We start from the raw sequence: 26,372 nt of genomic DNA, 5'->3' as shown, positions 1-26,372 counted from the left end.
TGACGCCGGTTGAAAGGGAAAAGCTTACGAGTCTCGGTCTAATTCCCGCGACTCTTTTCGCTCATGAAATCGTCCTAGACAGTAAAGGTCGTTTCCAGCCAGCCATGTGGGTACGCAGTAATTTCGGAAAGTTTTTCTCGGAAGGCTGTAAGCGTCCGGCCAAGTCATCTACACCGCGCCGATGCTATGCCCCCCAAGAACCACCTTGGATGTATACAGCCACATCTTGTAACTAATATAGTGGCCAAATAATACCAAAAAGCTAGCTAGTGCCTACGCTCAGGAATTCCTCTGTGAAATGAGCGCACCATGACTAAGATTGAGGCAGTGCCGGTAGTATCTGACGATTTTGAGACGTGGCTGAATGCGCGCCCCAAGTGGTTGCAGACAGCGGCTCGAATGATCATCGACTCGAAGCGGCAGTTGAATCAGGATGAAGTTAAAGCGCTAGCAAGGCTTTGCCAGCTCGAAGCCAAGGATGAAGCTGATCCAGGATTTCTGAACGTAATCCCCGGCACTTTATCGCAGGTAGCCAATAGACCTTTGCTTCGGATTGAGGAGATCCTTGATGTGCATGGGTTAAATGCAATCAAGGCTGGCGCTCACCTTCCATTCGGCAAAAGCAATCTCTCGGTGATCTACGGGCAGAATGGAACCGGCAAGAGCGGATTTGCAAGGCTGCTAAAGGAGATCTGTGGATCACGATCTAAGGACGAGATACGCGGTAACGTATTCGATTCAACACCTACGCCCTGCCGTGCCCATTTCAAGGTGTCAATCGACGGTAAGCCGGCGGATGTTCACTGGGATGTCCCAAGCGGGCCTCACAAAGCTTTACGACATGCACAGGTGTTCGATAGCAAGGCTGCCCAGCAGTACATGGGCAGGACTGAGGCATGCTATGAACCCAGCCGGATGAAGTTTGTATCCGCGCTGATCGTCACAGCGGACGCTGTTAGCGCAGAGCTTGCAAGAGAGAAATCACTGCTCAGCAAAGCGTTACCCGCCATCCCAGAAACGCTAAATCACACCGCAGAAGCAAAATGGCTTCAGGGCCTGAAGAGTTCAACCACGACCGCGATTATTGATAAGGAATGTCTGTACACCGATCTTCTTGATCGGGAGCGTATAGAGAAAGAGGCCCTACTCGCAGAGAAGGATATTGCGGGTCGGCTGCTGAGCATCAACAAAGAAAAAACTGCGCTGAAAAGTATTGAAACAGCAATGTCGACACTTCAACAGGGATTGAACGATGCGACGGCAGGCACGCTAGAGACCCTGAAAAACGCCGCTGTTAAGGCCAGGAATTCGAGCCAAGAAGCGGCGGCAGCGATTTTCGGTAAAGCCGAGCTCGACGGTGTTGGCTCTGCGACCTGGCAGGATATGTGGGAGTACGCACGCGCATACTCCAACGGCACGGCCTACACAGAATCTCAGTTTCCCAATATTGCAGCTGACTCACGCTGCGTAGTTTGCCATCAAAGCCTTGATGAGGATGCCAAAGTCCGCCTGGCTGGTTTTGAGAAGTTCGTCACTGACGGCCTTGAGACAGCCGCCAAGAAGGCTGAAAAAAGTTTTACTGACCACAAAATCCGCTTGCCAACTCTTCCAGGGCAAGCCGACTGGATCGTTCACATGTCCACTTTGGGCTTCGAGGAAGGCGATGCGATCACGTGGCTTGGCATGCTCAAAACGAGGCGTGATCAAGTCGTACTGGGAAGCCCTGTTGGCACCTTGCAAGCTTTCGACTGGACGAACATTAATGAAGCGGTAAAAACCAAGTCTGCAGACTTGATTACCGAGGAATCTAGCCTATCTGCCCTGTTACAGGATGAGCATCGTCAGGCAGTGCAGAACCGAGTCCAGCAACTCCAAGCCAAGCAATGGCTTTCACAGAACAAAGCGTCAATCAGTGCTGAAAGGGCTAGGTTGATCGCCGTTGCGGCAATAGACAAAGCCTCCCGTTCAGCCGCTACCAACTCCCTGACCTCCAAGAAAAATGAGTTGGCCAAAACCGAGTTGGACGCTGGTTATCAAACTCGATTCCTACAGGAACTGAAGCTATTGGGCGGCCACCGCATGCCAATTGCTCCGCAGAGTAAATCGGGTGGTAAAGGGAAGATCACATTCGGCTTGAACCTGGTAGGCGCGCATGGCTCACATGGCCTGGATTACATCTTGAGTGAAGGCGAGACCAGAATTGCTGCACTGGCTGCGTTTCTAGCAGACACCACGGGCTCGAACCAACTGGCCCCCTTCATTTTTGATGACCCAATTTCGTCACTTGACCAAGATTTTGAGGAGAGAGTCGTCGAGCGTTTGGTGTCCTTATCAGCGACGCGGCAGGTCATCATTTTTACTCACAGGCTCTCTCTAGTGTCATTGGTCGACGCGGTGACGGAAAAATGGAACAAGATGCCAGGGATGCCATCCGTCAAGCCGACCCTGACCTCGCTTAGAAGGATGGACAAAGTGGCTGGCATCGTCGCCACCGCTAGCGCTCGAGACCTGAAACCGGAAAGCGCTGTTCGCGGATTGATCGACAACGCTATTACGCGCCTGAAAAAGCACCAGGAAAGGGCTGAGGTCGACGCTTACGAGGCACTCGGCAAAAGCGCCTGCAGTGACTTCAGGGTGATCGTGGAGAAGACGATTGAGTACATTCTTTTAGCGGATGTCGTAGGCCGTTTCAGGCGTGCAATCAATACCCAAGGAAAGCTGCACAAGGTCGCCAAGGTGACAAATGAAGACTGCATATTCATTGATGACCTGATGACTCGCTACTCAGTGTTTGAACATGCTCAGTCCGATGAAAAGCCCAGCAGCAGTCTTGAGCTGGATGTATTTGAGGCCGATGTAAAGGCCTTGCAAAGCTGGATCACCGAGTTTGGGTCTCGAGCCGCTTGATGTTCTGAATAGGGGTCAGAATCGATTTGAAACTCCGAATTCTGACCTCCGCAGATGCGTTCGCTGTTTTCTGCCGTCATGGTCTACGGATCTGAATTGCCAGCGCATAGAACTGTCAGATCTGCCGCACCATGCGTTGCTAGATGCGCGAATGCTTGGAGATCTTTTCAAGATCTTGGCCTCCCGGCTTGTTTTGTCACTATAAGGGTGTATTACGACATGGGTCGATAGAGCTTTCTACCGGAAGGTTGGTGTCACTCCATTGCGGAATAGAACACCGGCAACCGCTTAGCCCAAACCACCGAAAATCGAACTGTTTTCTGCATTAATGGTAAGCAAGCGCCTGCGACCAACAGTCCATAGGACAGTCCAATAACTACACTGGTAGTTGACCATCCTGTTTCTTTAGAAGTCGGTGTCGCAAGATCTGTAACTCTGATCAGCAATTGAAGCTCAGCTGAAAATTGCCACTATCGAGCAAGGAGTAGCTGCCAAGTAATAAGCTCTCTGCATTTATACGTGAGGACACTAGGCGCTAGAGGCTGCTGGGAGTACTCGTTTGAGTATGTCTGCCAGAGTTACAACGCCCATTAAGCGATCTGCGTTCACGACTAAAGCTAGCTGAATGCTCGATTTACGCATACGCGCAAGTGCTTCATAGACTGGGGTTTTTGCGTCAAGCACAAAAGCTTCTCGTGCTAGCTCATGCGCAAACCGAGTCTCTGGCTCAAGCAATGTATCGCGTACGTGAACTACCGACGGTTGTATGCCCTCGGCTCCCAGCACGAGAATGCGCAGGTGCCCGGACTGGATGGCCGCAGTGCGTACATCCTCCACTGTTGCATCCCGTGAAACGTGAACCATCGCTTCTCTCTCGATTATCAGAGCTTCGACGGGAAGCGTGCCCAGGTCGATCAGACCTGAAATCTGCTGCTGCATCTGCGGTTTTAGAGTGCCGACCTTCGCCGAATGCTCAACGAGCTGCCTTATGGTCTCAATATCCTGACCACCAACTGCGGCGCTTTCGACTGGCTCGACACCTGAGGCTTTTACGAGACGGTTGGCGATTCTATTTACCCATCGCAACAGCGGGCGCAGCGGCCAAGTATAGATCCGAGAGACGATGCCAATTGCCAGAGCGGATCTCTCCGGGTGCGCAATGGCCCAGGACTTGGGCGCCATCTCACCGACAACCAAGTGCAAGAACGTCACTATGAAAAGCGCGAAACCAAAAGCTGCGCCACCTGCAACCCACTCAGGCAAGCCCCACGCGATGAATACGGGTTCGAGCCAAAAATCGACCGCAGGTTTTGTCACCGCACCTAAGGCAAACGTACACAGCGTGATTCCTAGCTGTGCACCGGCAAGCATTAACGTCAAATCATTCATGCCGCGCAAAGCAGCACGAGCGGACGTACTGTTGACTGCCAGCTCTTCAAGCCGGTGTCGACGAGCGCCGAGCAACGCAAACTCTATGACAACAAACAAGCCACTCAGCGCAATGAGAGCGATTGTCGCTGTCGTGACTATCAGCGGATCATTCATTGACCTTCCTCTATCATAGGTACTTTGACCAGCCGTACGCGAACTTCGGTCGGAACATGTCGTTCAATACGAAGCACATCAACTTCGAGTCGATATCTCACCGGTTTGTCGGAGATCAGTTCGGCAGCATCTATAGGTAGATCAATGGTGACTGTGTCGCCTTCACCAGGGAGTGCGCCAAGCTCAGCGATCAGCATACCTGCCACTGTCTCAACATCAACGCGCGGTAGGTCGTGACCAATGATTCGCCTGACCTCGTCGAGGTGAACGTCACCTTCCATTGTCCAAGTGTTTTCCCCTTCAGACACGACGGCATCGCCGACTTCTGCGTCATGCTCATCGGTAATTTCACCAACGATTTCCATGGCGAGATCTTCAATCGTGAGCACCCCAGCGAAACCACCATACTCGTCAATAACACAAGCTAACTGATCGGTTGTTTGAACCAACTGATCAAGGGCATCTGGCAGCAGCATCAGCGTCGGTAACACCTTTGCAGGTCTCATCAACGACGATACGGTCACGTTGCTGTTCCCCGTAGAGAGGTGTGCAAGCACGTCGGCGAGATGAACAACGCCCACAGGGGCATCATCGTCATCAATTACGGGATATCGGGTATGAGCGCGAGCCATAAGCTCTCGTAGCTCTTCGAGTGTCGTGTCTGGTTCAACCCAGTCAACTTGTGATCTAGGCACCATAGCGTGCTCGACGTTGCGCTGCGGGAAGTCGAGGATGCGATCCATCATGAGTGAAAGCTCACGTGGTAGGTCGCCACTGTCGCGCGAGTCCGCGATTATGTGCGGTAGGTCGGTAGCCGATGCGCTTACGTCGAGGTCATGAATCGGCTCGATGCGCAGCAACTTCAGGAGAAGGTTGGCAGACTTGTCGAAGAAACTAATTAGCCAGCCAAAAGCTGACATGTAAAAGAGCGTGGAGCGGGCAAGCCCGAGCGACAGAGGCTCTGGATTCGCGATAGCAAGGTTTTTCGGATAAAGCTCACCCACGACCATTTGGATAATCGTAGCTGCAATTAGGGCTAGACCTGTTCCGACGGTCACCCTAGCTTCAACGGGAATACCGGTTCCTGCGAGCAGAATACCTAATGACTCACCGACCAAGGGCTCTGCGACATAACCAACAAGTAAGCCTGTGACGGTAATGCCAAGCTGGGCACCCGACAGCATAAAGCTGGTGCGGTTTGTGACTGCTAATGCGCGCTTTGCAGCCGTATCACCGGCAGCAGCCAATGCTGAGAGCCTAGTACGGTCAACCGCCATGTAGGCAAATTCTTGCGCAACAAAATAGCCATTCACAGCGATGATCGCCAGTATTGCCAGGATACCGAGAAGGAGTGTAACAATCGTTTCGATCATTTGGCTGCACGACCAAATTTAGAATTTTGACAGCGGCTGTATGTTGCTGGGCTGGGGGCCACGAAGAAGTCCAAGCAGATAAGGAATCGAGAGCATACGGGCGTTTACTCGGTGCAGTCTAGCTAGAGAATTTATTCTGTTTGTGAATGCTAGCTTCAATTGACCAATATTTAGACACGCGAAAAGCAGCTTTCTGTCACCAGCTCAATCGCATTCAGATCACGCAATTATCGTCATGAAATAGAACTGCATCCCTCTGCTGGCTATCGTGTTTTCGCGCATTGAAAATTTTCAATAATTGTCGGAAAGTTATTGGTTTTATTTTGGTGATGATATTGGGTGCGACTAGATAATAGATATTTCTGGTTGTTGCTCTCAAGTAGAGTGGCTTTAAATTATCTGGGTTTGCATGCTTATCTGTTGAGATTTTCAGATTTGAGAGGCTCTCTGCAGTTGCCGTTGTTGAGTGTGGCGTACTTTGGTTGTTAAGTGATTTGGACTTCTCTAAGTCTATCCATTTCAATAAAGTTTTAAAATAAGCTCCGGTCATCCGTTGCGGGGCGAGCCTGATCGCCTATCGCATAGCTATTAGGGCTTTAGATAAGTCGCAAGCGTTTTATACGGCTAGGTGTTTCTAGCTAACTTAAACTATGTGTGACCCACTAAGACCCTTTGTGTTGCAATATTTGTCAGCTGTGAAGCTGAGTGCTTCTGAAATTTTAGAGCCAATAAATATCCCTGTCGTTCAAAAAACCTGCCACAGCTGTCGCTAGCAAATGGAGGCGAGCAACTCCATGCTGGATGTCTATCGCTGCAATGTCCCAAAGCACTACGACTTCGACCCCTTTGGATATGCATTCCGGCATTACGACCTGGGCGCAATATGGTCTGTGGGGAGATAGGTTGATTTCAAGTCGGCTCGAAAATGCAGCTATTGCTCACCGGTAATTTTCGTTGCCTGGAGCGTCATATCACTGCCTATTCTTAATCATCCTTGATGCTCCAGTATTTGGACTGTGACAGTCCATATGTGAGAAGCAGGAGTCGTATTTGCTTTACCGAATATTTGATTAAGCGTATATTCGATTTTCCATATATGAGGAGGCCTATCATGAGCCTTGCGATCAGAGTGCTTTTTGTCTGTGTTGGCAACTCTGCCCGCTCCCAGCTTGCTGAGGCATTGCTTAGGCTTACTGACTCTCGCTTTGAGGCCTTCAGTGCAGGCTTTGAGCCTTCTCATGTTGATCCGCGCACGATTCAGGCTTTAGAGGCAGTTGGGGTCGATGCAACCGGCCTGCGCAGCAAGTCTATAAATGAGTTTCGCACTGAACGATTCGACTACTTCATTGCTCTTTGTGACAAATCCGCAAGCGAGTGCCTTTCTATGCCCCGCGTCAGTGAGGTTATCGCTTGAGATTTCCCTGATCCGGTGATCAGCGATGCCCCTGCAGCTTTTCGCCATACGCTCCATGACATCCATGAGCGCATCAAGCTCTTCGTTTTGGTTAAGTCCAAACATCTGGAGGATCTATGACAGAACCCATGAACCCCACCACGCTATTCAAGTGCCTGGCAGATGACACTCGAACCAAAATTACTTTGCTCGTAGTGAGTGAAGGTGAGCTGTGTGTCTGCGAACTGACGGCGGCACTCGATCTGAGTCAGCCGAAGATTTCTCGGCACTTAGCGCTACTTCGCTCAGCCGGATTGCTGATGGATCGTCGCCAAGGCCAGTGGGTGTATTACCGACTGCACCCTGACTTACCTGCCTGGGTGACTGCCGTTTTGAAAGAAGTCGTAGATGCCAACCAGCAGTGGTTGGAAACCGAGGCTAAACGCCTATGCGGCATGAACGATCGTCCTATCAATCAGGCCGTGTGCAACTGATTCACGTCCAAACCGGGTTATTGAAATGTTGATTGCCGTATTGATCTTTATTGCCACCATCGTGCTTGTCATCTGGCAACCTAGGGGGCTTGGGGTAGGGTGGAGCGCCATGATGGGTGCTGGCGTGGCTCTGCTTACGGATGTCGTTACCATTGGGGATATTCCCGTGGTTTGGAGCATCGTCTGGAACGCCACCGGTACATTCATAGCGGTCATCATCATTAGCCTGCTGCTTGATGAGGCAGGTTTTTTTAAGTGGGCTGCCTTGCATGTCGCGCGATGGGGCGCTGGCAGCACCCGTAAGCTCTTCGCACTGTTCATCCTGTTAGGCGCGGCGGTATCGGCGTTATTCGCCAATGACGGTGCGGCACTCATACTCACGCCCATCGTGATTGCGATGCTGCTGGCGTTGCGCTTTTCTCCCGCTGCAACGCTAGCATTCGTGATGGCCGCTGGTTTTATTGCCGATATGGCGAGTTTGCCGTTCGTGGTTTCCAACCTAGTCAACATCGTTTCTGCCGACTATTTCGGTATTGGCTTCAATGAATATGCCTCGATCATGGTGCCTGTAAACATTGTTAGCGTGGCGGCAACATTAGCCATGCTGTTGTGGTTCTTTCGCAAAGATCTGCCCACAACCTACGACCTCAATCAACTGGACAGTCCAAGTGAAGCGATCCACGACCGTGCCACGTTCGTAGCCGGTTGGTGGGTGTTAGCGCTGCTCTTGATTGGCTTCTTCGTCATCGAGCCATTAGGGGTGCCGATAAGCGCCATTGCGGCGGTATGTGCATTCATCCTCTATGTCATCGCAGTTCGTGGCCATGCCATTAACACTGGCAAAGTGTTCAAGGAGGCTCCGTGGCAAGTAGTGTTTTTTTCTTTGGGTATGTATCTAGTCGTCTACGGCCTGAAGAACGCTGGTCTGACTGAACATATCGCACAGATCCTGCACGTATTCGCAGGTTATGGCATCTGGGGCGCGTCCTTTGGTACAGGACTGCTAACAGCATTCCTGTCGTCGATTATGAATAACATGCCCACCGTTCTGATAGGCGCCTTGTCGATTCATGCCGCCGAGGTCGATGGTGTCGTCCAGCAAGCAATGGTCTACGCCAATATCATCGGCGCCGATCTGGGCCCGAAGATCACTCCAATTGGTAGCCTGGCGACGCTGTTGTGGTTGCACGTGCTGGCCAAGAAGGGCATCAAAATCAGTTGGGGGTACTACTTCAAGGTCGGGATCGTGCTGACCTTACCCATCCTCGTCGCCACCCTGTGCGCCCTAGCATTGCGCCTCAGTTTCTGAATCAAGGAATCTTTTGATGAAAGTCTTGTTCATGTGCACCCACAACAGCTGCCGAAGCATTCTGTCTGAGGCGCTGTTCAATCACTTGGCGCCTGAGAGCGTCGAAGCGGTCAGCTCTGGAAGCTTTCCCAGTGGTCGAGTGAATCGACGGGCATTACAAACGCTTGAAGCGTCCGGTATTTCCACGGTGGGCTTGGGCAGCAAGGCTTCGGACGCTTTTGAAGGCTCGCCTCCGGACATCGTTATTACTGTTTGTGATCGGGCTGCGGGTGAGGCGTGCCCAATCTTTTTCGGGTCAGCTCTGAAGGCGCATTGGGGCTTGGCCGACCCTTCCGAAGCCAAAGGTACAGAGTCCGAGATTACGGCAGCGTTTGACGCCACTCTCGACAAAATTCGTGAGCGTGTTGCCACGTTCCTTGCGCTGCCGCTGCAAAACATGAGCGCTGACGAGCTCAAGGCTGAACTGAACCGTATCGGTACGCTTTAAAGATCAACAGAGGCGGTGCCAGCTTGGCACCGCTGCAGGAGTTTATATGCAAGAGACATTGCCGAACGTACACGACGACCTGATCGACATCCCTTCGCTAGAGCAACTGGAACCGCGCACGCCGTCATTCCATAAACCTCGAATTTTGCTTCTCTATGGATCAACACGTGAGCGCTCTTTTAGTAGGTTGGTAACTCAGGAAGCAGCCCGATTGCTGGAGGGGTTTGGCGCTGAAACCAAAATCTTCGACCCATCGGGTTTGCCATTGCCAGACGATGCTCCGGAGACTCACCCAAAGGTCGCAGAGCTGCGCGAGCTGATGCTGTGGTCTGAAGGACAAGTATGGTGTTCCCCAGAGCGTCATGGCTCCATGAGTGCAGTTTTCAAGGCACAGATTGACTGGGTTCCGCTGGCAATGGGCGCCGTACGTCCTACGCAGGGGAAGACTCTTGCCGTGATGCAGGTGTGTGGAGGTTCGCAATCTTTCAACGTGGTCAATCAGTTACGGGTACTGGGTCGGTGGATGCGTATGTTCACTATCCCCAACCAATCTTCGGTGGCCAAGGCGTTCACCGAGTTTGATGAGGCAGGCCGGATGAAGCCGTCCTCGTACTACGACCGTCTAGTGGACGTAATGGAAGAGCTTATGAAGTTCACCCTACTTCTGAGGGATCGCCAGGACTATCTTGTTGATAGATATTCCGAGCGCAAAGAGTCCGCAGAAGAGCTGTCCGAGCGTGTCAATCAGCGCTCTATTTAGTGTCATTACGTGGGAATTGCATGAGTCAGATCACGATCTGTTAGAACCGGAGTGTGGCACCTCTCGCAACACCTTGGCGTTGATCCGCAACAATGGCTGCAGGGGCTGAACCGACGCAAATGAAGCTGAAAGAATGAGCATGGAGTAATAGCGGTGAATCCAAATATGAAATTTGATGTCGTAGTAATTGGCGGCGGCCAATCCGCACTCGCAACCGCCTATTTTCTGAAGCGTTCAGGTATGTCATACGTGCTACTTGATGCAGACCCGGCGCCAGGAGGCGCATGGCAGCATGGGTGGGATTCACTCCGACTATTTTCTCCGTCTTCATGGAGTTCGATTGCAGGCTGGCCTATGCCTGCTGTGTCGGAAGAAACGCCTAGCCGTGACGATGTTGTCGATTATCTGACTCAGTATGAAAAGCGATACAACTTTCCCATCATTCGTTCTACGTGGGTATCCCGTGTTGAGAGAATTGAAGACGGTTTGCGCGTTGTTTCGGGGGATAGATATTGGGATGCCAGAGCGGTCATCAGTGCAACAGGCACTTGGAACCGTCCATTCATTCCAAGTTATTTAGGGCAGGAGTTGTTTTTAGAACAGCAGCTTCATTCCGCTCATTATGTAGGCCCGAATAGGTTTGAGGGAAAGACCGTCCTTGTCGTGGGCGGGGGGAACTCGGGAGCCCAGATTTACGCCGAGGTTTCCAAAGTAGCCCAGGCAACCTGGGTGACTCAAGAAGTCCCAAGGTTTCTGCCTGATGAGGTTGACGGCCGCGTCCTGTTCGAACGAGCTACGGCTCGATTGAAAGCCCAGCAGGAGGGCTCAGAACCTAAAGAACTCATAGGTGGGCTAGGTGATATCGTTATGGTTCCATCGGTAAAAGAGGCTCGTGAACGCGGTGTGCTGAACGCGGTACGACCGTTCACTCATTTTACTCCGACAGGTGTCGTATGGCCGTCAGGACATGAGACGACGGTGGATGTCGTTATCTGGTGCACCGGGTTTTTTCCAGCGCTAGACCACCTTACCAACCTAGGCCTTGTAGGCCAGGACGGCAAAGTAGCAGTGGACGAAAACCGAAGTGTTGATTTACCCAATTTATGGCTGGTGGGTTACGGCGATTGGACGGGGCTCGCTTCTGCAACATTAATCGGCGTGACCCGTACTGCACGAGATGTGGTCAAACAAGTGCATAGCTATCTCGCGGGCGTAGCCTGATGGTTCGTAGTAGATCAAGCGCACCTACTATGACGCGACTTTAAGCTTGGGAATCAATGCCCACTATCAGTACTTCTGCGCAGAAGATGCTCAATGAGCGTTGATTGGGTCAGCCTCATACCTTGGACTTTACGACCTTAAGCCCTAAGTGGCGCCTCCTTATAAACACGGGTTTCTGTTGCGGTCACGCCACTTTTCTATATTTTCAGCCGAAACGGTTGCTTTGAAGCAAGAGGGCGGACAGGGCTGTACAGCCCCCACTTATGTCGGTACTGGCATGCCTACCATGCAGGCGACGTGTCCTATCGATTGATGCCTCATTCATGTCTACGCGGTTTTTATCAACTAGAGTTCCCTGAAATTATCAACAGGCACGAGAGGGAACTTCATGACTGCGCTGGATGTTTTTTGGGTCGGATTGGGGGGCGGGCTGGGGTCTTTGCTGCGCTGGTGGATCGGACTGCGGGTGGGGCAGTTCTATAAGGGATCATTCCCGCTGGGTACGTTTTTGATCAACGTCAGTGGCGCCTTTGTGATCGGTTACTTGAGCATTCTGTTTACCGTTGACTGGCGTGACCGCTACGGCGACTTCCTGAGTGCTGCCGTGCTCACTGGTATTCTTGGCGGCTACACAACGTTCAGTAGCATGCAGCTGGATGCTTCCAAACTGACCAAGGCGAAGGATCGTGCATGGGCGGCAGGTTATCTGATCATCTCGGTACTGGTCGGTCTGGCCGCCGCCGCATTCGGCGCCTGGCTGGCGCGCTGACACAGGAGCAAACACCATGTTGAACATGATTATTCTGATTTTCGTCGGCGGCGCGTTTGGCGCCATGTGCCGCGAATTTGTCATGCTGTCAGTGCCGCGCTTGGCCGACGGCTTTCCCATGGATATTTTTGTCGTCAATATCGTCGCAGCCTTCCTGCTGGGGGTGGCCACGTCACTGTTCAAGAGCAACCGGATCAATCAATACGTACACGTCATGGTCGGCACCGGGATCATGGGCGGCCTGTCGACGTTCTCAAGCTTTGTCTTTGGCGCCGTGGAGATGATGAAAGATCCCGCCAGTGTGTTCGTGTCCATCAGTTATCTAGTGCTCAGTCTAGTCATCGGATTTGCTGCAGTGGAGTTGGGCCTCGTAGCCGGGGCCAAGGTCTCGCCAATACCAGCAGCGGACTCTTCGCACTAAACGTTCCGGATACATAAAAAGCCCTTGAGTATTGAGGGCTTTTTATTTCGTATATTTGTAGCCCTCCGGGCTTCATGCTGGGTTGGCTAAAATCTAACCAACCAGAATCTTAGATGGCTACTTTCTTAATCATCATTAGTACCTCCAAAAAACGGGTGTGATAAGTACCAGTACAGTGAGTATCTCTAATCGGCCCAGCAGCATGCCGATGGTGAGCAACCATTTTGCTGCGTCAGGTAATGATGAGAAGTTACCAGCAGGCCCGATGATGGTGCCAATTCCAGGGCCCACGTTACACACCGCAGTAGCCGCGCCACTCAATGCCGTTGTCCAGTCCAGGCCGATCAAGGCAAGTCCTAAGGCGATAATTGCAATGGTGATGCTGAAGAAAAATGAGAAAGTCAAAAGCGAGCGTAGTATTTCCTCGTCAATTGGATGGCCATTGTACTTCTTCTGAATCACGGCTCTTGGATGGATTAGTTGCTTTAAGCTACCTATCAGTAAAGTCGCAGCAACCTGAAAACGGAAGATTTTGAGGCCCCCAGCTGTGGAGCCCGAACATCCTCCAACAAAGGTCAAATAGAAGAACAAAAGAACTGCAAAGCTCCCCCAAAGCGTGTAATCGCCAACAGCAACTCCGGTAGTAGTGACCACAGAGGTCACGTTGACTGCGACGATACGAAACGCATCCCACCATCCGTAATCGCTGTGATAACAGAGCCATGTCCCTACGGCCAGCCAGGTCACAATCAAGAATCCAATAAATCCACGTACTTGGTGATCTTTAATCAGCGCACGCCGGTTGCCGCGCAATGTCGCAACATACAAGGTAAACGGTAGGCTACCCAGAATCATGATGACCACAGCTACCCAGTGGATCGCTGGCTGCGTCCAATGCCCCAGTGAAGAGTCCGAAGTCGAGAATCCTCCAGTTGAGATCAAGGACATGGCGTGGTTGACCGCTTCAAACGGCGTCATTCCAGCGACCCAAAGAGCTAGCGCTCCGAGCCCCGTGAGTCCCAAGTAGAGAAAGAGGATGTATTTGGCGGCCACATGGGAGCGAGGCGTTACTTTTTCCGACCAGTCTGAGGACTCTGTCTGGAAGAGACGCATGCCACCCACCCGCAACAGTGGAAGGATCGCTACAGCCATGCCTATGAAGCCTATACCGCCGAGCCAATGCAGCATTGAGCGCCAGATCAATAATCCCGGTGAAGCGGTATCCAAGCCAGTGAGTACCGTTGACCCTGTAGTTGTGATGCCCGACATTGTTTCAAAGAATGCATCGGTGTAACTGATGTCGCTGATAAACACCATTGGCAGCGATGCGAAGATGCACACCACAACCCAACTGCCAGTAGTTAGCAGGTACATATCCCTGGGACGAAGCTGGGCGGTATCTGGGCGTCCTCGTGCGATCAACAGAAGGCCGCAGACAGATGTGATTAAGCTAGACCACAGGAAAGCTGAAAGATCGCCACCATCCCGCTCATAGACCGCCAGTGTGATCATTGGGATAATCATGCTTATAGCTAGCGTGATTAGAAAAATGCCTAAGATGAATCCGATAAGCCGTAGTCCTGCGAGAGACATATAAAATAGCCTGATGAATTAGCGCAGTGCAGTATTGGATGCTCCATCTTTAGGGGTTGTAAAATTTTCGTAAAATCTTTAATAAATTAGGGCGGCAGCGCACACCAGCATCTTGCGGACGTTGGCGGTAACCGTCCGGGCAATACACCTCCCTGATGCCATCGCTTAAGGCGATGGTTTCCACCTAAATTAAGCGGACACCCATGCCGCAAGAACGCCGTTCCTATTCTAAATCCTTCAAGGCCTAAGTCATTGCCGAGTGTGCGCAGCCTGACACCTCGATTGTCAATGTTGCCTTGACCTACAACCTCAATGCCAACCTCGTCCATAAATGGATTCGGGTGCGTACGCAAAAAAAACTGGCGCTTAAAAGTGCCTTTATTCCGGTAAAGACGCCGCCATCGGCAGCGGTGCATCAAGTCCTTCCCAGCACGATCCTGATCGAAGTGCCTCATTCAAAAGGCGTAGTCGTTGTGAGCTGGCCGGCAGAAAATGCAGCGGCGTGTTCCGCTTTCCTACGAGAGCTGCTGCGATGATCAGCATCGACTCCATCTGGCTCGCCACCGAGCCCGTGGACATGGGGGTCGGCACTGAAACCGCAGTCGCCATTCAGGCATTAATCAAAAGCCCCATTTACCTCGGTTTGGATACGGGTACTCTCGCATCAGGCAGTTTCTGGTAGGCAGCACGACCACGACGATGCTGCGAACATCCACTTTACCCGTATTGCTGCTTCGCTGAGCCAATTCCATTGGCCACAGTATTTCCAGAACTGCGGAAATGCCGTGGCCACTCTGGACGATGACTACTGATCTTGCCGTAACGAGACCACATGCAACTCATAACTGAAATTGTTCACCCCGAGCTGAAATCCAAACAGGGCAGAGTATTCCGTCGACATGCAGCACGCGGCATCGTGATTCGGGATGATCAGATCCTGTTGCTGTTCACCGAGCGCTATAACGACTTCAGCTTTCCTGGAGGCGGTCTTGATGGTGACGAGGACATTGTCACAGGCCTGAGGCGTGAGCTTGAGGAAGAGACTGGTGCCCGTGAAATACAGGTACTCCAGCACTACGGTTATATCGAGGAGTACCGGCCCTACTGGAAGCCACAGTACGATCTGATGCACATGACCTCGCATTTTTATCAATGCGAAGTCGCGCCCCAGCTAGCGCCCGTGAGAATGGAAAGCCACGAAATCGCTAATGGTATGCGGCCTGTCTGGATCAACCTGCATGAAGCCATAACGCATAATGAAGCCGTGATGCAGCGTCAGGAGTCATCGATGGGGCAGTCAATTCAGCGCGAAACGTTCATGCTGAAAAAAGTCGCGTCCGAGTTGATGCCGCCAATCAGCCTTTGAGGGGCTATCTCAGCAGCTTGTGGCGTAAAGCACGATGACCTCACTTCGCGAGACGATGTTCCAGCCACAGGATTTCTGTCTGGGAGAAACTCCGTGGCCGGCTCGCTTACGCTTATTTAGAGACCGTGGCGGCGACAATGGCGGGCCCAGCGCTGCGTCGCAAAATCAGGACTCCACCGATTGCAGCCAAGGTCGAACCGATCAACACACCGACTTTTACTTCGTCGATCAGGTGAGCTGATCCAGCAAACGCCAGGTTTCCGATGAACAGGCTCATGGTAAAGCCGATGCCACACAAGAGCGCAACGCCGTAAAGCTGTGCCCAATTGCTGCCTTCCGGCAGTTTGGCCAAGCCCATACGAATGGCCAGAGCAGCCAATAGGAAAATGCCAATCTGCTTGCCCACCAACAAGCCGAGCGCAACACCCAGCGGAACCGGATCGACTAGGTTTTCCATCGAAATACCGGCTAATGAAACACCCGCGTTGGCGAAGCCGAAAATCGGCACCACAGCGAATGCTACCCACATGTGCAGCTTCTCTTCTAGGAAGAGCAGTGGAGACCTGGCTTCCTCTTCTGGCTTGCCCATTGGGACACACAGTGCAACGGCAACACCCGCAAGAGTGGCATGCACCCCCGACTGCAGCACGAAGAACCACAGCACACCACCGACCAGCATATATGGGAATAATCGTCTGACGCCCAATCGATTCATTGCGATCAGAATGACTAGGGTTGCGAGCGATGCCAGCAACATCGGCATGGAAAGACCAGTGGTGTAGAAAAAGGCGATGATAACCACAGCACCCAGGTCGTCAATGATCGCCAAGGCAGCGAGGAAGACCTTCAGCGACGTAGGGACTCGCTTCCCCAGCAACGACAAGACGCCCAAGGCGAATGCGATGTCGGTAGCGGCTGGAATAGCCCACCCCTTCAACGTCTCAGAATTACCCCAGTTGATTGCGATGTAAATAAGCGCAGGCACAACCATGCCACCGACGGCACCAAATCCAGGCAAGGCGCGCTGTCCCCAAGTGGAGAGCCCTCCTGCCAGAACCTCTCTCTTGATCTCGAGTCCGACCATCAGGAAGAAGATCGCCATCAAGCCATCATTGACCCAATGCTCGACAGACATGCCCAACCAGACACTGTGCAAGGCTGCAAAATAACTTTGCGAGAGAGGCGAGTTGGCCACGATTAGTGCCGCGAGTGCTGCGCCCATCAGCACAAGACCGCCAGCGGACTCCGACGACAGGAAGCGAGCCAGAATCGCGGCTGCTCTAGGGGTTTCGGCTTTAGCTTGATGATTAGTCATCAACGTCCTTGGGATCACTTCAAAGGTAATATATTAACACTTGGCCCATACATGCGCGGCGGGGTTAAACAGCCTGAAACAGTTAATGCTGAAGGGCATAGTCAGCGAGTATTCCTCAACGCAAGCCTCTGAAATAGGGCTTACGTCCAAGCACCAATGCCGTCACTGACTCGATCCACCGTCTCCTTTTCGAATAACCCGATGAGTCGTCCCACTGCTTGATACCATCCAGCACACTTATATGAAGATTTAATGTCTGGAAGGCCTTTGCGTGAACGTTATCCATCGCTGGTTAAGTCAACCCCGTGCACGTCTCATCGCCTTGATCGGACTGGTTCTGATCATGCCTTTGTGCCTGCGTGCAGCTCTGGGTTGGTCGAATCCACTTGGCTATCTTTCAGATCTGGGAATTGCGAGCCTGCTCATCGTACTCTTGCATCGCTGTCCTTGGTGGTTAGCGCTACCGGTATTGCTGGCATGGGGGCTTATGACTCTGGCGACTGCCGAACTGGTCAGCGCGGTCGGTAGGCTTCCCAACTCATCAGACCTGCACTACCTGATCGACCCTCAGTTTTTGGAAAACTCTACCGGGGGTGGTTTCGCCCAGCCTTGGCTGGCCGCTACTCTGTTTCTTGGGCTGGTGGTTTGGCTGGTCACGCAGTACCTAGGACGCTCCGCTACGTCTCCGAGCTTGCCACGAAACGCGTGGGCAGCACCGCTACTGCTGTTGATCACCCATTGGGGTGCTCAGCACCTGTACCCCTCAGAAGAAGACCAGTGGCGCTTGTTCAACCTGCCACATCAGTTGATGGCCGCGAGCGTTGGCGATGTTCAGGCAAGCGCAGAAGAGTGGCTGGAGCGTGATGTTGTCGATGTTCCACCGCAAATGGCGGGGCTTACTCAACTCGATCTGGACGGACAGAAATTGCTCGCGGCACCAGGGCGGGCGCGAAATGTGTTGATCATCGCGCTGGAAGGTATTCCTGGTGCCTACGTTGGCGTCAACCGCCAAGCCCTGCACAGCAGCTATCAAGAAAATCTCATGCCCAACCTCAGTCGCTGGGCAGAACGCGGAATGAATACGCCGGATTATGTACTGCATAGCCATCAAACCATTCGCGGCCTTTACGCTATGCTTTGCGGCGATTACGACAAACTGGACAACGGAACGCCCAAGGGGGTTGAGATGTTGACCCAGAACAAACGGAACAAGGCGTGCCTCCCAGCCCAACTGCACAAGAACGGATTCGCCACGCACTACCTTCAGGGTGCAGGCCTTAGATTCATGGCCAAAGACAAGATCATGCCGCACATTGGCTTCGATGCTACCCACGGCTTGGAATGGTTCACCAATAGCAACTATCTAGATTTTCCTTGGGGCAAAGACGACAAGGCGTTCTTCGAAGGGGCACTCGACTACGTCGGCCAGCTGAAAAAGCAGAAAAAACCATGGATGCTGACCCTGCTGACCGTTGGCACCCACCAACCCTATTCGGCCCCTCAGGACTATCTTGAGCGCTACGACACACCCAAGCAGGCTGCCGTCGGATATCTGGATGATGCCCTAGGGCAATTCCTCAACGGCCTGGAACGCCAAGGCATCTTGAAAAACACCTTGGTGGTGATCACCTCGGACGAATCTCACGGAATTGATGGAGTGCGCCTAGCTTCCTCTTGGGGTTTCAACCTGATGTTAGCGCCCGAGCAGGATCAGTTGCCCAAGGTAAAGTCTGGGGTCTACGGGCATGTCGATCTGAGTGCCTCAATACTCGACTATTTCGCCTTACCTGTCCCCTCAGCCTTGAGCGGTCGCTCGCTGTTTCGTGACTATGAAACAGGCCGCGAGATCATGTCGTTCACCAACGACAAGCTGCGTTATCACGATGGCCAAGGCACCTTGATCGAGTGTGACTTTCAACAGCGTTGCAGGAATTACAATAGCGCAGGGTTCATTGCCGACCACGCTACCCTTGCTGGACAGTACGGGGGCAAACGAGCACGAGAAATCACATCAAAAGCCTCGGCGCTGGATCATTCGCTGATCCGGACACCGTTGAACCAGCACTACCAGTTCGGCAGTCCCACCATCATCCCGCTTCAGGCACAGATCAAGGATGACTGGGCTGACAACCTGATCGGTGCTCAGTATCTGGAAATGCCCAAGGGCTCACAAACACGCGTGCGCCTGACCGTGCGCTCTTTAGATCCACAGCAGAACGCCTACATCCTGCTGAAAGCCAAGGAGTTGGAGCAGGATGTGCCACTGGGGCTGCCAGCAGAAATGGTCGTCACTGCCGATCAGCCGCTGGAGATGGACTTCAGTTTCGATAATACGCAGCCGCGTAAAGCGTTCTCGTTCCACCTGCTTGGCTATGGGCTAGGTGCCGTTGAAGTGAGTGACTTCAGCGTTATTACCGAGCTGCTAGAAGCACCGGAGGCGCTGGAAGAGTCCCAGGTTGATAACGTAGCTAAATCAAGTTAGGGCGCTATGCATAACTGGGATTAAGTTGAAAGCATTAATATTCCGGGTTTTACAAGGCAACACAGGAATATTGCAAAAACTGCATGCCATATAGTGAATAAACAGAGTTTTCTTAAAAGCAGCAGTAGTATTTATGCCTCCCCGTTTTTGCTTCGCGCAGTGCTCGGTTGCATGCAATATTAGATAAAAATCTAGAAGATTAAACTTCTCACCAAAACATTTTGTCACATTAATTGCTGCTGATAGTTTGATCTACATCAGTAATTGCCAGCCGGTTGATTGCGTTACATCTATAGTTCCTGTCAGCTAGAAGGAACTATAGGATGTAAGACCGAAAATAATGTTTTCAGCCTTATATTCCCACGCTCGCTCATGATCACCTCAGCCCGTCTCACTTGAGCTGTGTGCACAGGAGATACTCATTGATGAAGCAGGTGGTCGACGCATCAACGGGGCAAACACCAATCCCTCCGCATTCCGTGGCCTGGCACTCCCTACCTGCAGAGCAGGTGACAAACCTGCTTGAGGTCAATGAGCATGTCGGGCTGGAGGCCGCCGAAGTTCAAGCCCGGCTTGACCGCACTGGTTTCAATCGTTTGCCAGAAGCCGCACGGCGACCCGCCTGGCTGCGATTCATGCTGCAATTTCACAACATTCTGATTTATGTGCTTCTAGGATCCGCTGCGATTACCGCGATGCTGCAGCATCTGTGGGATACGGTGGTGATTCTGGCGGTGGTCATTGCAAACGCAATCATTGGCTACGTCCAGGAAGGCAAAGCGGAAAAAGCCATGGACGCTATCCGGCAGATGCTGGCACCGCACGCCGCCGTGATTCGCGCAGGCCAACGCTTAAGTATTGTGGGCGAGGAGCTAGTACCGGGCGATATCGTATTGCTGGAGGCGGGAGACAAAGTCCCTGCTGATTTACGTCTGCTGCACGTGAACAGACTACAAATTCAAGAAGCAATTCTCACAGGTGAGTCCGTACCCGCAGAAAAGCATACCGAACCAGTGGGCCTTAAAGCCGCTCTGGGTGATCGTACCTGCATGGCGTTCAGCGGTACGCTCGTGACATGCGGACAAGCTACAGGGGTTGTAGTTGCTACCGCAGCTGCAGCTGAGATCGGCCGCATCAGTACGCTAATTGCTGGAGTAGAAACGCTGACAACTCCGCTGGTGCAGCAAATGAACGTCTTTGCACGTTGGCTGACGATCTTGATCTTGCTAGTCGGTGGACTTCTGCTCGTGTTCGGCCATTATGTCGCGCACTACGAGTTCACAGAGATTTTCATGATCGTAGTCGGGATGTCAGTAGCGGCGATACCTGAAGGATTGCCCGCCGTCCTTACCATCACGTTGGCTGTCGGAGTTCGCGCAATGGCTCGCCGCAACGCTATCGTGCGTCGCCTGCCTGCCATCGAAACACTAGGCTCGGTATCCGTCATCTGCACTGACAAAACTGGAACACTGACCCGCAACGAAATGATGGTCGCATCGGTCGTCACGAACGATCTTCTCTTCACGGTCGATGGCGCAGGTTATCAGCCAGCGGGAGGCTTCAGGATTGCCGATCAGCTGATCGAGATATCGTCTCACCCTGCGCTCTCAGAATTGGGGCGAGCAGCAGGTCTCTGCAACGATGCCGTGCTGCGCCAGAATAAAGACTTATGGACGGTTGAAGGCGATCCGATGGAGGGAGCCTTGCTAGCGTTTTCCGGAAAAACCGGAATAGATAGCGATGAAGATCATCGTACCTGGCCACGAAGCGATGCCATTCCGTTTGACGCGAAACACCGTTTTATGGCGACCCTCCATCACAACCATAATCGCCATGCTTCTATCTATGTAAAAGGTGCGCCAGAGCAAATACTGGCCATGAGCACGCGGCAGTTCGTAACCGATGGCGTGACTGAGCCCCTTAACGCGGACTACTGGTACGAACAGGCAAACACCATCGCCGCAAAAGGGCAGCGTGTATTGGCGTTTGCAGCTAGGTCAGTTCAGCCAGAGCACACTGTGTTGGAGTTTGGGGACGTGCAAGGGAAGTTAACCTTGTTGGGCATGGTCGGGCTAATTGATCCGCCTAGACCCGAGACGATAAAGGCAGTTCAACAATGCCAGGCAGCGGGAATTGTTGTAAAAATGATCACTGGCGATCATGGCGGCACCGCCGCCGCAATCGGTCGTCAGATTGGCTTGCATAATCCCGACAAGGTGCTGACTGGTGTAGACCTGGACTCCATGAACGATGCCGCCCTCAAGGAGGCGGTAAAGGAAGTCAATATCTTTGCTCGTACCAGCCCTGAACATAAACTCAGGTTGGTCATGCTGCTGCAGTCGAATGGCATGACAGTGGCAATGACGGGCGATGGCGTTAATGACGCACCAGCGCTAAAGCGTGCCGATGCTGGCATCGCTATGGGGGGAAAAGGTAGTGACGCCGCCAAGGAAGCTGCCGACTTGGTGCTGGCTGATGACAACTTCGCGTCCATCGTTGCTGCAGTGCGCGAGGGGCGTACAGTCTACGACAATATTAAGAAAGTCCTGAGCTGGACGCTTCCCACAAGCGCAGGTGAAGCCATGAGCATCATCGTGGCCCTGCTCCTCGGCCTTACACTGCCGGTGACGCCGATACAGATTCTGTGGATTAATCTTATAACCGCAGTAACGCTCGGCATAGCGTTGGCATTCGAGCCCACCGAAGATAACACCATGCGCAGACCGCCTCGTTCGCGCAAAGAGCCATTGATAAGCGGTGCTTTAGTCTGGCATATGGTGCTTGTTTCTATTCTGTTCCTCTGTGGTGTTTACGGCATTTTTTCGTATGCGCTCGACCGTGGCTACTCCGTGGAGTTGGCCCGAACCATCGCGGTGAATACGCTAGTCGTGATGGAAATTTTCCATCTGTTCTTTATTCGTAATCTCTACAGCACATCGCTCACCTGGAAGGGCATTCGTGGCACCAAGGTCGTGTGGATGACCGTCGCAGTGGTTACCTTGGCCCAGTTCGCCATCACCTACGCGCCACCTCTGCAAAAGGTGTTTGCCACAGAAGCGATCCCCTTCCTTGATGGCCTACTTATCATCGGGGTCGGTGTTGCGCTCTTTGCGATCATCGAGATTGAAAAACAGATTCGAATCCGCCTGTCCGAGTAGAACTGATTGCAAGCTGGCAATCCCCTAACGACAAGCATCTTCATGCCACTGAAAGAGGATTTAGAAAATGCATAAAATACTTGTAGCTGTCGATGGCTCCGAGCACTCGGAGCGCGCAGTGCGTTACCTTATTGGGCTAATCCAAGATGGCGGATTACTGGGCGGTAGTGTTGAGGTACATCTGGTGAATGTACAGCCACTGTTACCAACTCGAATTGCACACGACATGAGAGCGGATGAGATTGATCGTTACTACGGTGATAAAAGTGCTGAGAGCTCACAAAAAGCTGGGGTGCTTCTGAAGCAGGAAGGGGTTGCATTTACACTTCACACCTTACAAGGCGATGCAGCAAGCCAAATCGTGGCGTGCTCACACTCTTTAGGATGTAACAACATCATCCTAGGCTCACATGGCAACGGCTTTCTTGCAGGGATTTTTCTGGGCTCTGTCGCGGCAAAGGTGATTCAGCTCTCAGATATACCAATCACCTTAGTCAAATAGGAAATCGTCAAATGCATGCTAGCGCGACCCCATAAGTGGGTTATCAAAGGCCGATATTCTGGAATGACTTTGATTGAGTTGAGTCATGCGCAGCATAGCCATCCACTTTTCTATGCGTGTGGTTCCCTCGACATTTGATGTCCCGAGCGACTGAGAGGCAAATCACTTGCCCCTCAGTTCTGACTCCCGGCTGATGCTTTCAATTTGGAGTGAAACCTACTTGGGAATATACGCAGCTACCGACTTGCGAATCTCTTCCCGCGCCTCATCCGCGCTCCCCCAACGCCCCATCTTCACCCACTTACCCGGCTCCAATGCTTTGTAGTTTTCAAAGAAATGCTGGATCTGTGCGAGGAGTAGCGCAGGGAGGTCTGAGCACTCCTTTACGTCGCTGTACATCGAGCTGAGTTTTTCATGAGGCACAGCGATCACCTTGGCATCCGCTCCGGCTTCGTCAGTCATGTACATCACACCCACCGGGCGACTGCGGATGACAACTCCAGGTGAGACGGGATAAGGGCAAACCACCAGGACGTCCAGAGGATCTCCGTCATCGCTCAACGTATTTGGAATGAACCCGTAGTTGGCCGGATAGAACATCGGTGTGCTTAGGAAGCGGTCAACGAAGATCTGTCCGCTCTGCTTGTCGACCTCGTACTTGATCGGCGAGTGGTTTGCAGGGATCTCAATAACTGTGAAGAAGTCATCGGGGATCGCGTTACCAGCAGGAATGTCCGCGTAGCTCATGTTCTTACCTCCGATGTTGTAGAAGTGGTTGCGTCGGACGGATCTATCCCAAGTGGGCTCATTTCTTTTGGCAAATCGACGATCCATTCACCTAACATCTTTCCCTGATAGCGACGGTTTTGTTGAGTAAAGAAAACGACCATAAAGCCTTTCATGTCTATCCCCTCAGCGAGTACCAATCACTTGGTATGAAAGAAGCCCGGCAGTGGTCATCGTCAACGAACCAACCACGTGCAACGAAATTGAGCCAAGCGCCCAGAGCAGTTTTCCTTCCTGAATCAAGGTGACTGTTTCGGCTGAAAATGTAGAAAAAGTGGTAAGACCACCACAAAATCCGGTGATGATCAGGAGGCGCCATTCAGGGCTGAGCGAAGGCGATGCAGCCAAGAAGGCGATGGTCAGCCCTATGAGATAACCCCCGACCATGTTCGCGACTACAGTCCCGGGAGGAATCGTAGGAAATAGAGCGTTCAGCTTTATACCCAAAAGCCAGCGTAACCAAGCACCAACTGAGGCGCCGATGGCAATGACGATCAATGATTTCAGCATGGCGAGCACTCCTTACCAAACCTGGAGGGCCAAGCATGCAGAGGGACAGCGCTGTAAGATGGGCGAAGCACGAATAGTAAGATCATATCCTGTCCTAAATTAGGGACAGGGAGGCACACCTACGCACCCTGTCCAGGGTTCACGTAGGCATCATCAGCACAAGGCGGTTAAAGGAGGAATGCCATCTCCTGATAAGATCCTATAGCATCCGCGCTACTGACATCAATAACCTCCTCTACAGATCAAGATACCTTTGGCTGATGCTTGCTTTCAAAGTACACCGCTGAGCCACCATCCAAGCATTCCACTGCCCAAGACGACTACCCATGGGGGAACCCTCCAAAACATTAGGGCGACAAGGGCTATCAGCGCCAAACCGAAGTCTTGAGGTTTCAAAATTGCACTCGTCCAGACTGGGTTATATAAGGCCGCCAAGAGTAGCCCTACTACTCCCGCATTAATTCCTGCAAGGGCCGATTGGGTGCGAAAACTATGTCGTAGTTGCTCCCAGAATGGCAGCACGCCGATTACGAGTAGGAATGAAGGTGCGAAGATAGCGACCAGGCATACCGTAGCTCCGATCCAACCAGAGGGTTGGGCGTTCATGGACGCTCCGAGAAATGCTGCGAAGGTAAAGAGCGGGCCCGGTACGGCCTGTGCTAAGCCATACCCAGCAATGAATGTGTCGTTGGTTACCCATCCGTTGAATACGGTCGCAGACTGAAGTAACGGTAATACAACATGCCCCCCTCCAAAAACTAATGACCCTGCTCGGAAAAAGGCATTCGTCATAGCTAGTGCTTCAGAGGGCCAAACCTGGATCAAAAATGGTAGGCCTACCAATAAGCCAAAGAACACCACCAACGATACCAGACCTACTTTTCGGCTAACTGATATTGGAAGGGGCTCAGCAGTATGCTGTTGAGCAGGCTTGAAAAGCATCAGACCGATGACAGCACTGCAGATAATCACGGCGATCTGCCCCCAGGCATTTGGCCAGATGAGTGCTGCGCAAGCTGCAAACACAGCGATGGTTACCCTGGGCACATCAGTACAAATATTGCGCGCCATTCCCCAGACGGCTTGAGCAACAACAGCAACCGCGACGATCTTAAGTCCGTGCAAAAGACCGCTTGGGAATGCATTTCCCCACGCGGACATCCCTTGCGCAAACAAAACGAGGATTATTGCCGATGGCAGTGTAAACCCAGCCCACGCGGCAACTGCTCCAGAGAAACCAGCACGCGATAGCCCCAAACCTATGCCTACCTGGCTACTGGCAGGCCCTGGCAGAAACTGGCACAGGGCGACCAAATCGATATAACTGCGCTCACTGAGCCATTGGCGCCGAACAACAAACTCTTCGCGGAAGTAACCTAGGTGTGCAATTGGCCCTCCGAAGGAGATGAATCCCAAGCGCAAGAACACCAGAAAAACCGTCCACGGGGTATGGGCTGTAATCATCTTGGTACTACTTTCAGCTGACAAGATTCATGCTCCCAAAAATAGCTGCTGTACTGGCCAATTAACACTGTGGCTACGCTCTACAATCCAATATGCCTGTTTTAGGAGGCGCTTACATCGATTTACACACACACCGACGACTTTGGGCAGAGGCAGGGCGATGGTTACCTTAGTCAGCAGGTCAATCCACAAGAAGCCGTTGAAGTAGCCCGAGGCGTGACTGGACATTCAGTGGATTTAAAAGGCCTGCTTGGGCTGGGCCCGGTGTCCGATCTACATACCCAAATCTGCCTCAAGACGGGAACCCTTAAAATTGGTCGGCAATGTCCCGACGGGCATGATTTTCAGTATCTCGCTAGTGAGATACTCGGCGTGAGCGGAGTAAGTCGCGATTCGCCCTTGCTCAACCGACCTATAAAGCACAGCCGCGTCTGCAGCTGCTGGGTAAATCTCAGAATACTCAGCACATCATCCTGAATAACCCCTAGTTTCATAGACACATCCATGCCACAAAGAT

The 26,372-nt window shown here is 52.3% G+C and carries 20 protein-coding genes, 3 pseudogenes and 1 riboswitch; of the genes and pseudogenes, 15 read left to right on the top strand and 8 right to left on the bottom strand.

Annotation, left to right across the window (positions count from 1 at the left end):
* The first annotated feature begins 309 nt into the window (after positions 1-309).
* Positions 310-2,907, top strand: a complete 2,598-nt coding sequence (locus EQV96_RS11635; RefSeq protein WP_203304648.1) for a hypothetical protein — start codon at positions 310-312, stop codon at positions 2,905-2,907.
* A gap of 528 nt (positions 2,908-3,435) precedes the next feature.
* On the opposite strand, the gene EQV96_RS11630 is transcribed toward EQV96_RS11635, so the two are convergent.
* The gene (locus tag EQV96_RS11630; protein WP_133075664.1) at positions 3,436-4,452 is read right to left on the bottom strand and encodes a hemolysin family protein; all 1,017 of its coding nucleotides are present in this window, start codon (positions 4,450-4,452) and stop codon (positions 3,436-3,438) included.
* Positions 4,449-5,825 carry a hemolysin family protein gene (locus tag EQV96_RS11625; RefSeq protein WP_133075663.1) on the bottom strand — a complete coding sequence of 459 codons (1,377 nt, stop codon included), beginning with the start codon at positions 5,823-5,825 and terminating at the stop codon, positions 4,449-4,451. Before EQV96_RS11625 ends, EQV96_RS11630 begins: the two co-directional genes overlap by 4 nt.
* Before the next feature lie 1,111 nt (positions 5,826-6,936).
* Between EQV96_RS11625 and EQV96_RS11620 the strand changes: the two are divergent.
* The 8 genes and pseudogenes from EQV96_RS11620 to crcB (EQV96_RS11585) all read left to right on the top strand — a co-directional run bounded on the left by EQV96_RS11620 (position 6,937) and on the right by crcB (EQV96_RS11585) (position 12,679).
* A pseudogene (locus EQV96_RS11620) lies at positions 6,937-7,359 on the top strand (arsenate reductase ArsC).
* Complete coding sequence (locus EQV96_RS11615) at positions 7,356-7,712, top strand: metalloregulator ArsR/SmtB family transcription factor (protein ID WP_240882053.1); 357 nt, start codon at positions 7,356-7,358, stop codon at positions 7,710-7,712. Before EQV96_RS11620 ends, EQV96_RS11615 begins: the two are co-directional and overlap by 4 nt.
* Positions 7,713-7,737: 25 nt before the next feature.
* The gene (locus EQV96_RS11610; protein ID WP_240882052.1) at positions 7,738-9,021 is read left to right on the top strand and encodes an arsenic transporter; all 1,284 of its coding nucleotides are present in this window, start codon (positions 7,738-7,740) and stop codon (positions 9,019-9,021) included.
* Between the two features lie 16 nt (positions 9,022-9,037).
* Positions 9,038-9,508 carry an arsenate reductase ArsC gene (locus tag EQV96_RS11605; RefSeq protein ID WP_240882051.1) on the top strand — a complete coding sequence of 157 codons (471 nt, stop codon included), beginning with the start codon at positions 9,038-9,040 and terminating at the stop codon, positions 9,506-9,508.
* A gap of 46 nt (positions 9,509-9,554) precedes the next feature.
* Positions 9,555-10,268 carry an arsenical resistance protein ArsH gene (gene arsH / locus EQV96_RS11600; protein WP_240882050.1) on the top strand — a complete coding sequence of 238 codons (714 nt, stop codon included), beginning with the start codon at positions 9,555-9,557 and terminating at the stop codon, positions 10,266-10,268.
* A 165-nt stretch (positions 10,269-10,433) separates the two neighbouring features.
* Complete coding sequence (locus tag EQV96_RS11595; protein ID WP_240882138.1) at positions 10,434-11,489, top strand: ArsO family NAD(P)H-dependent flavin-containing monooxygenase; 1,056 nt, start codon at positions 10,434-10,436, stop codon at positions 11,487-11,489.
* Positions 11,490-11,877: 388 nt separating this feature from the next.
* Positions 11,878-12,258 carry a fluoride efflux transporter CrcB gene (gene crcB, locus EQV96_RS11590; RefSeq protein WP_240882049.1) on the top strand — a complete coding sequence of 127 codons (381 nt, stop codon included), beginning with the start codon at positions 11,878-11,880 and terminating at the stop codon, positions 12,256-12,258.
* Positions 12,259-12,274: 16 nt separating this feature from the next.
* Positions 12,275-12,679: a fluoride efflux transporter CrcB gene (crcB, locus tag EQV96_RS11585; protein WP_095023947.1), complete on the top strand. Its 405-nt coding sequence runs from the start codon at positions 12,275-12,277 to the stop codon at positions 12,677-12,679.
* A gap of 135 nt (positions 12,680-12,814) precedes the next feature.
* On the opposite strand, the gene EQV96_RS11580 is transcribed toward crcB (EQV96_RS11585), so the two are convergent.
* Positions 12,815-14,272: a TrkH family potassium uptake protein gene (locus EQV96_RS11580; protein ID WP_240882047.1), complete on the bottom strand. Its 1,458-nt coding sequence runs from the start codon at positions 14,270-14,272 to the stop codon at positions 12,815-12,817.
* 296 nt (positions 14,273-14,568) lie between these two features.
* Between EQV96_RS11580 and EQV96_RS11575 the strand changes: the two genes are divergently transcribed.
* The 3 genes and pseudogenes from EQV96_RS11575 to EQV96_RS11565 all read left to right on the top strand — a co-directional run bounded on the left by EQV96_RS11575 (position 14,569) and on the right by EQV96_RS11565 (position 15,638).
* Entirely contained in the window at positions 14,569-14,808 is a 240-nt protein-coding gene (locus EQV96_RS11575; RefSeq protein WP_133075654.1) for a hypothetical protein, read from the top strand.
* Positions 14,809-14,920: 112 nt separating this feature from the next.
* A pseudogene (locus EQV96_RS11570) lies at positions 14,921-15,013 on the top strand (universal stress protein); the annotation flags it as partial.
* 91 nt (positions 15,014-15,104) lie between these two features.
* Positions 15,105-15,638 (top strand): NUDIX domain-containing protein, encoded by a 534-nt coding sequence (locus EQV96_RS11565; protein WP_133075653.1) that lies wholly within the window; start codon positions 15,105-15,107, stop codon positions 15,636-15,638.
* Positions 15,639-15,750: 112 nt separating this feature from the next.
* Here EQV96_RS11565 and nhaA read toward each other — a convergent pair whose 3' ends face one another.
* Positions 15,751-16,953 carry a Na+/H+ antiporter NhaA gene (nhaA, locus tag EQV96_RS11560; protein WP_095019791.1) on the bottom strand — a complete coding sequence of 401 codons (1,203 nt, stop codon included), beginning with the start codon at positions 16,951-16,953 and terminating at the stop codon, positions 15,751-15,753.
* A 271-nt stretch (positions 16,954-17,224) separates the two neighbouring features.
* Between nhaA and EQV96_RS11555 the strand changes: the two genes are divergently transcribed.
* From EQV96_RS11555 to EQV96_RS11545, 3 genes are all read left to right on the top strand, one after another.
* Positions 17,225-19,435, top strand: coding sequence for an LTA synthase family protein (locus EQV96_RS11555; RefSeq protein WP_095019790.1), 2,211 nt, complete (start codon positions 17,225-17,227; stop codon positions 19,433-19,435).
* A gap of 425 nt (positions 19,436-19,860) precedes the next feature.
* Entirely contained in the window at positions 19,861-22,593 is a 2,733-nt protein-coding gene (locus EQV96_RS11550; protein WP_203304649.1) for a cation-transporting P-type ATPase, read from the top strand.
* Between the two features lie 67 nt (positions 22,594-22,660).
* A complete protein-coding gene (locus tag EQV96_RS11545) occupies positions 22,661-23,095 on the top strand; it encodes a universal stress protein (protein ID WP_095019788.1) in 435 nt (144 codons plus the stop codon).
* A gap of 216 nt (positions 23,096-23,311) precedes the next feature.
* On the opposite strand, the gene ppa is transcribed toward EQV96_RS11545, so the two are convergent.
* The 4 genes and pseudogenes from ppa to chrA all read right to left on the bottom strand — a co-directional run bounded on the left by ppa (position 23,312) and on the right by chrA (position 25,855).
* Positions 23,312-23,842 (bottom strand): inorganic diphosphatase, encoded by a 531-nt coding sequence (gene ppa, locus EQV96_RS11540; protein WP_203304650.1) that lies wholly within the window; start codon positions 23,840-23,842, stop codon positions 23,312-23,314.
* A 59-nt stretch (positions 23,843-23,901) separates the two neighbouring features.
* Positions 23,902-23,997: pseudogene (locus tag EQV96_RS11535) on the bottom strand (DUF190 domain-containing protein); the annotation flags it as partial.
* 10 nt (positions 23,998-24,007) lie between these two features.
* A complete protein-coding gene (gene crcB / locus EQV96_RS11530; protein ID WP_095019786.1) occupies positions 24,008-24,391 on the bottom strand; it encodes a fluoride efflux transporter CrcB in 384 nt (127 codons plus the stop codon).
* A 137-nt stretch (positions 24,392-24,528) separates the two neighbouring features.
* Positions 24,529-24,589: riboswitch (Fluoride riboswitch) on the bottom strand.
* Between the two features lie 72 nt (positions 24,590-24,661).
* A complete protein-coding gene (chrA, locus tag EQV96_RS11525; RefSeq protein WP_095023405.1) occupies positions 24,662-25,855 on the bottom strand; it encodes a chromate efflux transporter in 1,194 nt (397 codons plus the stop codon).
* Between the last annotated feature and the right edge of the window lie 517 nt (positions 25,856-26,372).

It is taken from the genome of Pseudomonas sp. TMW22080 (genome assembly GCF_022496745.1).
GTDB lineage: Bacteria > Pseudomonadota > Gammaproteobacteria > Pseudomonadales > Pseudomonadaceae > Aquipseudomonas > Aquipseudomonas bubulae.
The sequence above is the reverse complement of the archived record's forward strand: the minus strand, read 5'-3'. Positions and strand labels throughout refer to the sequence as shown.

Coding starts and splice junctions, on each gene's coding strand:
- EQV96_RS11635 (WP_203304648.1), top strand. CDS start 310: ATGACTAAGATTGAGGCAGTGCCGGTAGTATCTGACGATTTTGAGACG.
- EQV96_RS11630 (WP_133075664.1), bottom strand. CDS start 4,452: ATGAATGATCCGCTGATAGTCACGACAGCGACAATCGCTCTCATTGCG.
- EQV96_RS11625 (WP_133075663.1), bottom strand. CDS start 5,825: ATGATCGAAACGATTGTTACACTCCTTCTCGGTATCCTGGCAATACTG.
- EQV96_RS11615 (WP_240882053.1), top strand. CDS start 7,356: ATGACAGAACCCATGAACCCCACCACGCTATTCAAGTGCCTGGCAGAT.
- EQV96_RS11610 (WP_240882052.1), top strand. CDS start 7,738: ATGTTGATTGCCGTATTGATCTTTATTGCCACCATCGTGCTTGTCATC.
- EQV96_RS11605 (WP_240882051.1), top strand. CDS start 9,038: ATGAAAGTCTTGTTCATGTGCACCCACAACAGCTGCCGAAGCATTCTG.
- arsH (WP_240882050.1), top strand. CDS start 9,555: ATGCAAGAGACATTGCCGAACGTACACGACGACCTGATCGACATCCCT.
- EQV96_RS11595 (WP_240882138.1), top strand. CDS start 10,434: ATGAAATTTGATGTCGTAGTAATTGGCGGCGGCCAATCCGCACTCGCA.
- crcB (WP_240882049.1), top strand. CDS start 11,878: ATGACTGCGCTGGATGTTTTTTGGGTCGGATTGGGGGGCGGGCTGGGG.
- crcB (WP_095023947.1), top strand. CDS start 12,275: ATGTTGAACATGATTATTCTGATTTTCGTCGGCGGCGCGTTTGGCGCC.
- EQV96_RS11580 (WP_240882047.1), bottom strand. CDS start 14,272: ATGTCTCTCGCAGGACTACGGCTTATCGGATTCATCTTAGGCATTTTT.
- EQV96_RS11565 (WP_133075653.1), top strand. CDS start 15,105: ATGCAACTCATAACTGAAATTGTTCACCCCGAGCTGAAATCCAAACAG.
- nhaA (WP_095019791.1), bottom strand. CDS start 16,953: ATGACTAATCATCAAGCTAAAGCCGAAACCCCTAGAGCAGCCGCGATT.
- EQV96_RS11550 (WP_203304649.1), top strand. CDS start 19,861: ATGAAGCAGGTGGTCGACGCATCAACGGGGCAAACACCAATCCCTCCG.
- EQV96_RS11545 (WP_095019788.1), top strand. CDS start 22,661: ATGCATAAAATACTTGTAGCTGTCGATGGCTCCGAGCACTCGGAGCGC.
- ppa (WP_203304650.1), bottom strand. CDS start 23,842: ATGAGCTACGCGGACATTCCTGCTGGTAACGCGATCCCCGATGACTTC.
- crcB (WP_095019786.1), bottom strand. CDS start 24,391: ATGCTGAAATCATTGATCGTCATTGCCATCGGCGCCTCAGTTGGTGCT.
- chrA (WP_095023405.1), bottom strand. CDS start 25,855: ATGATTACAGCCCATACCCCGTGGACGGTTTTTCTGGTGTTCTTGCGC.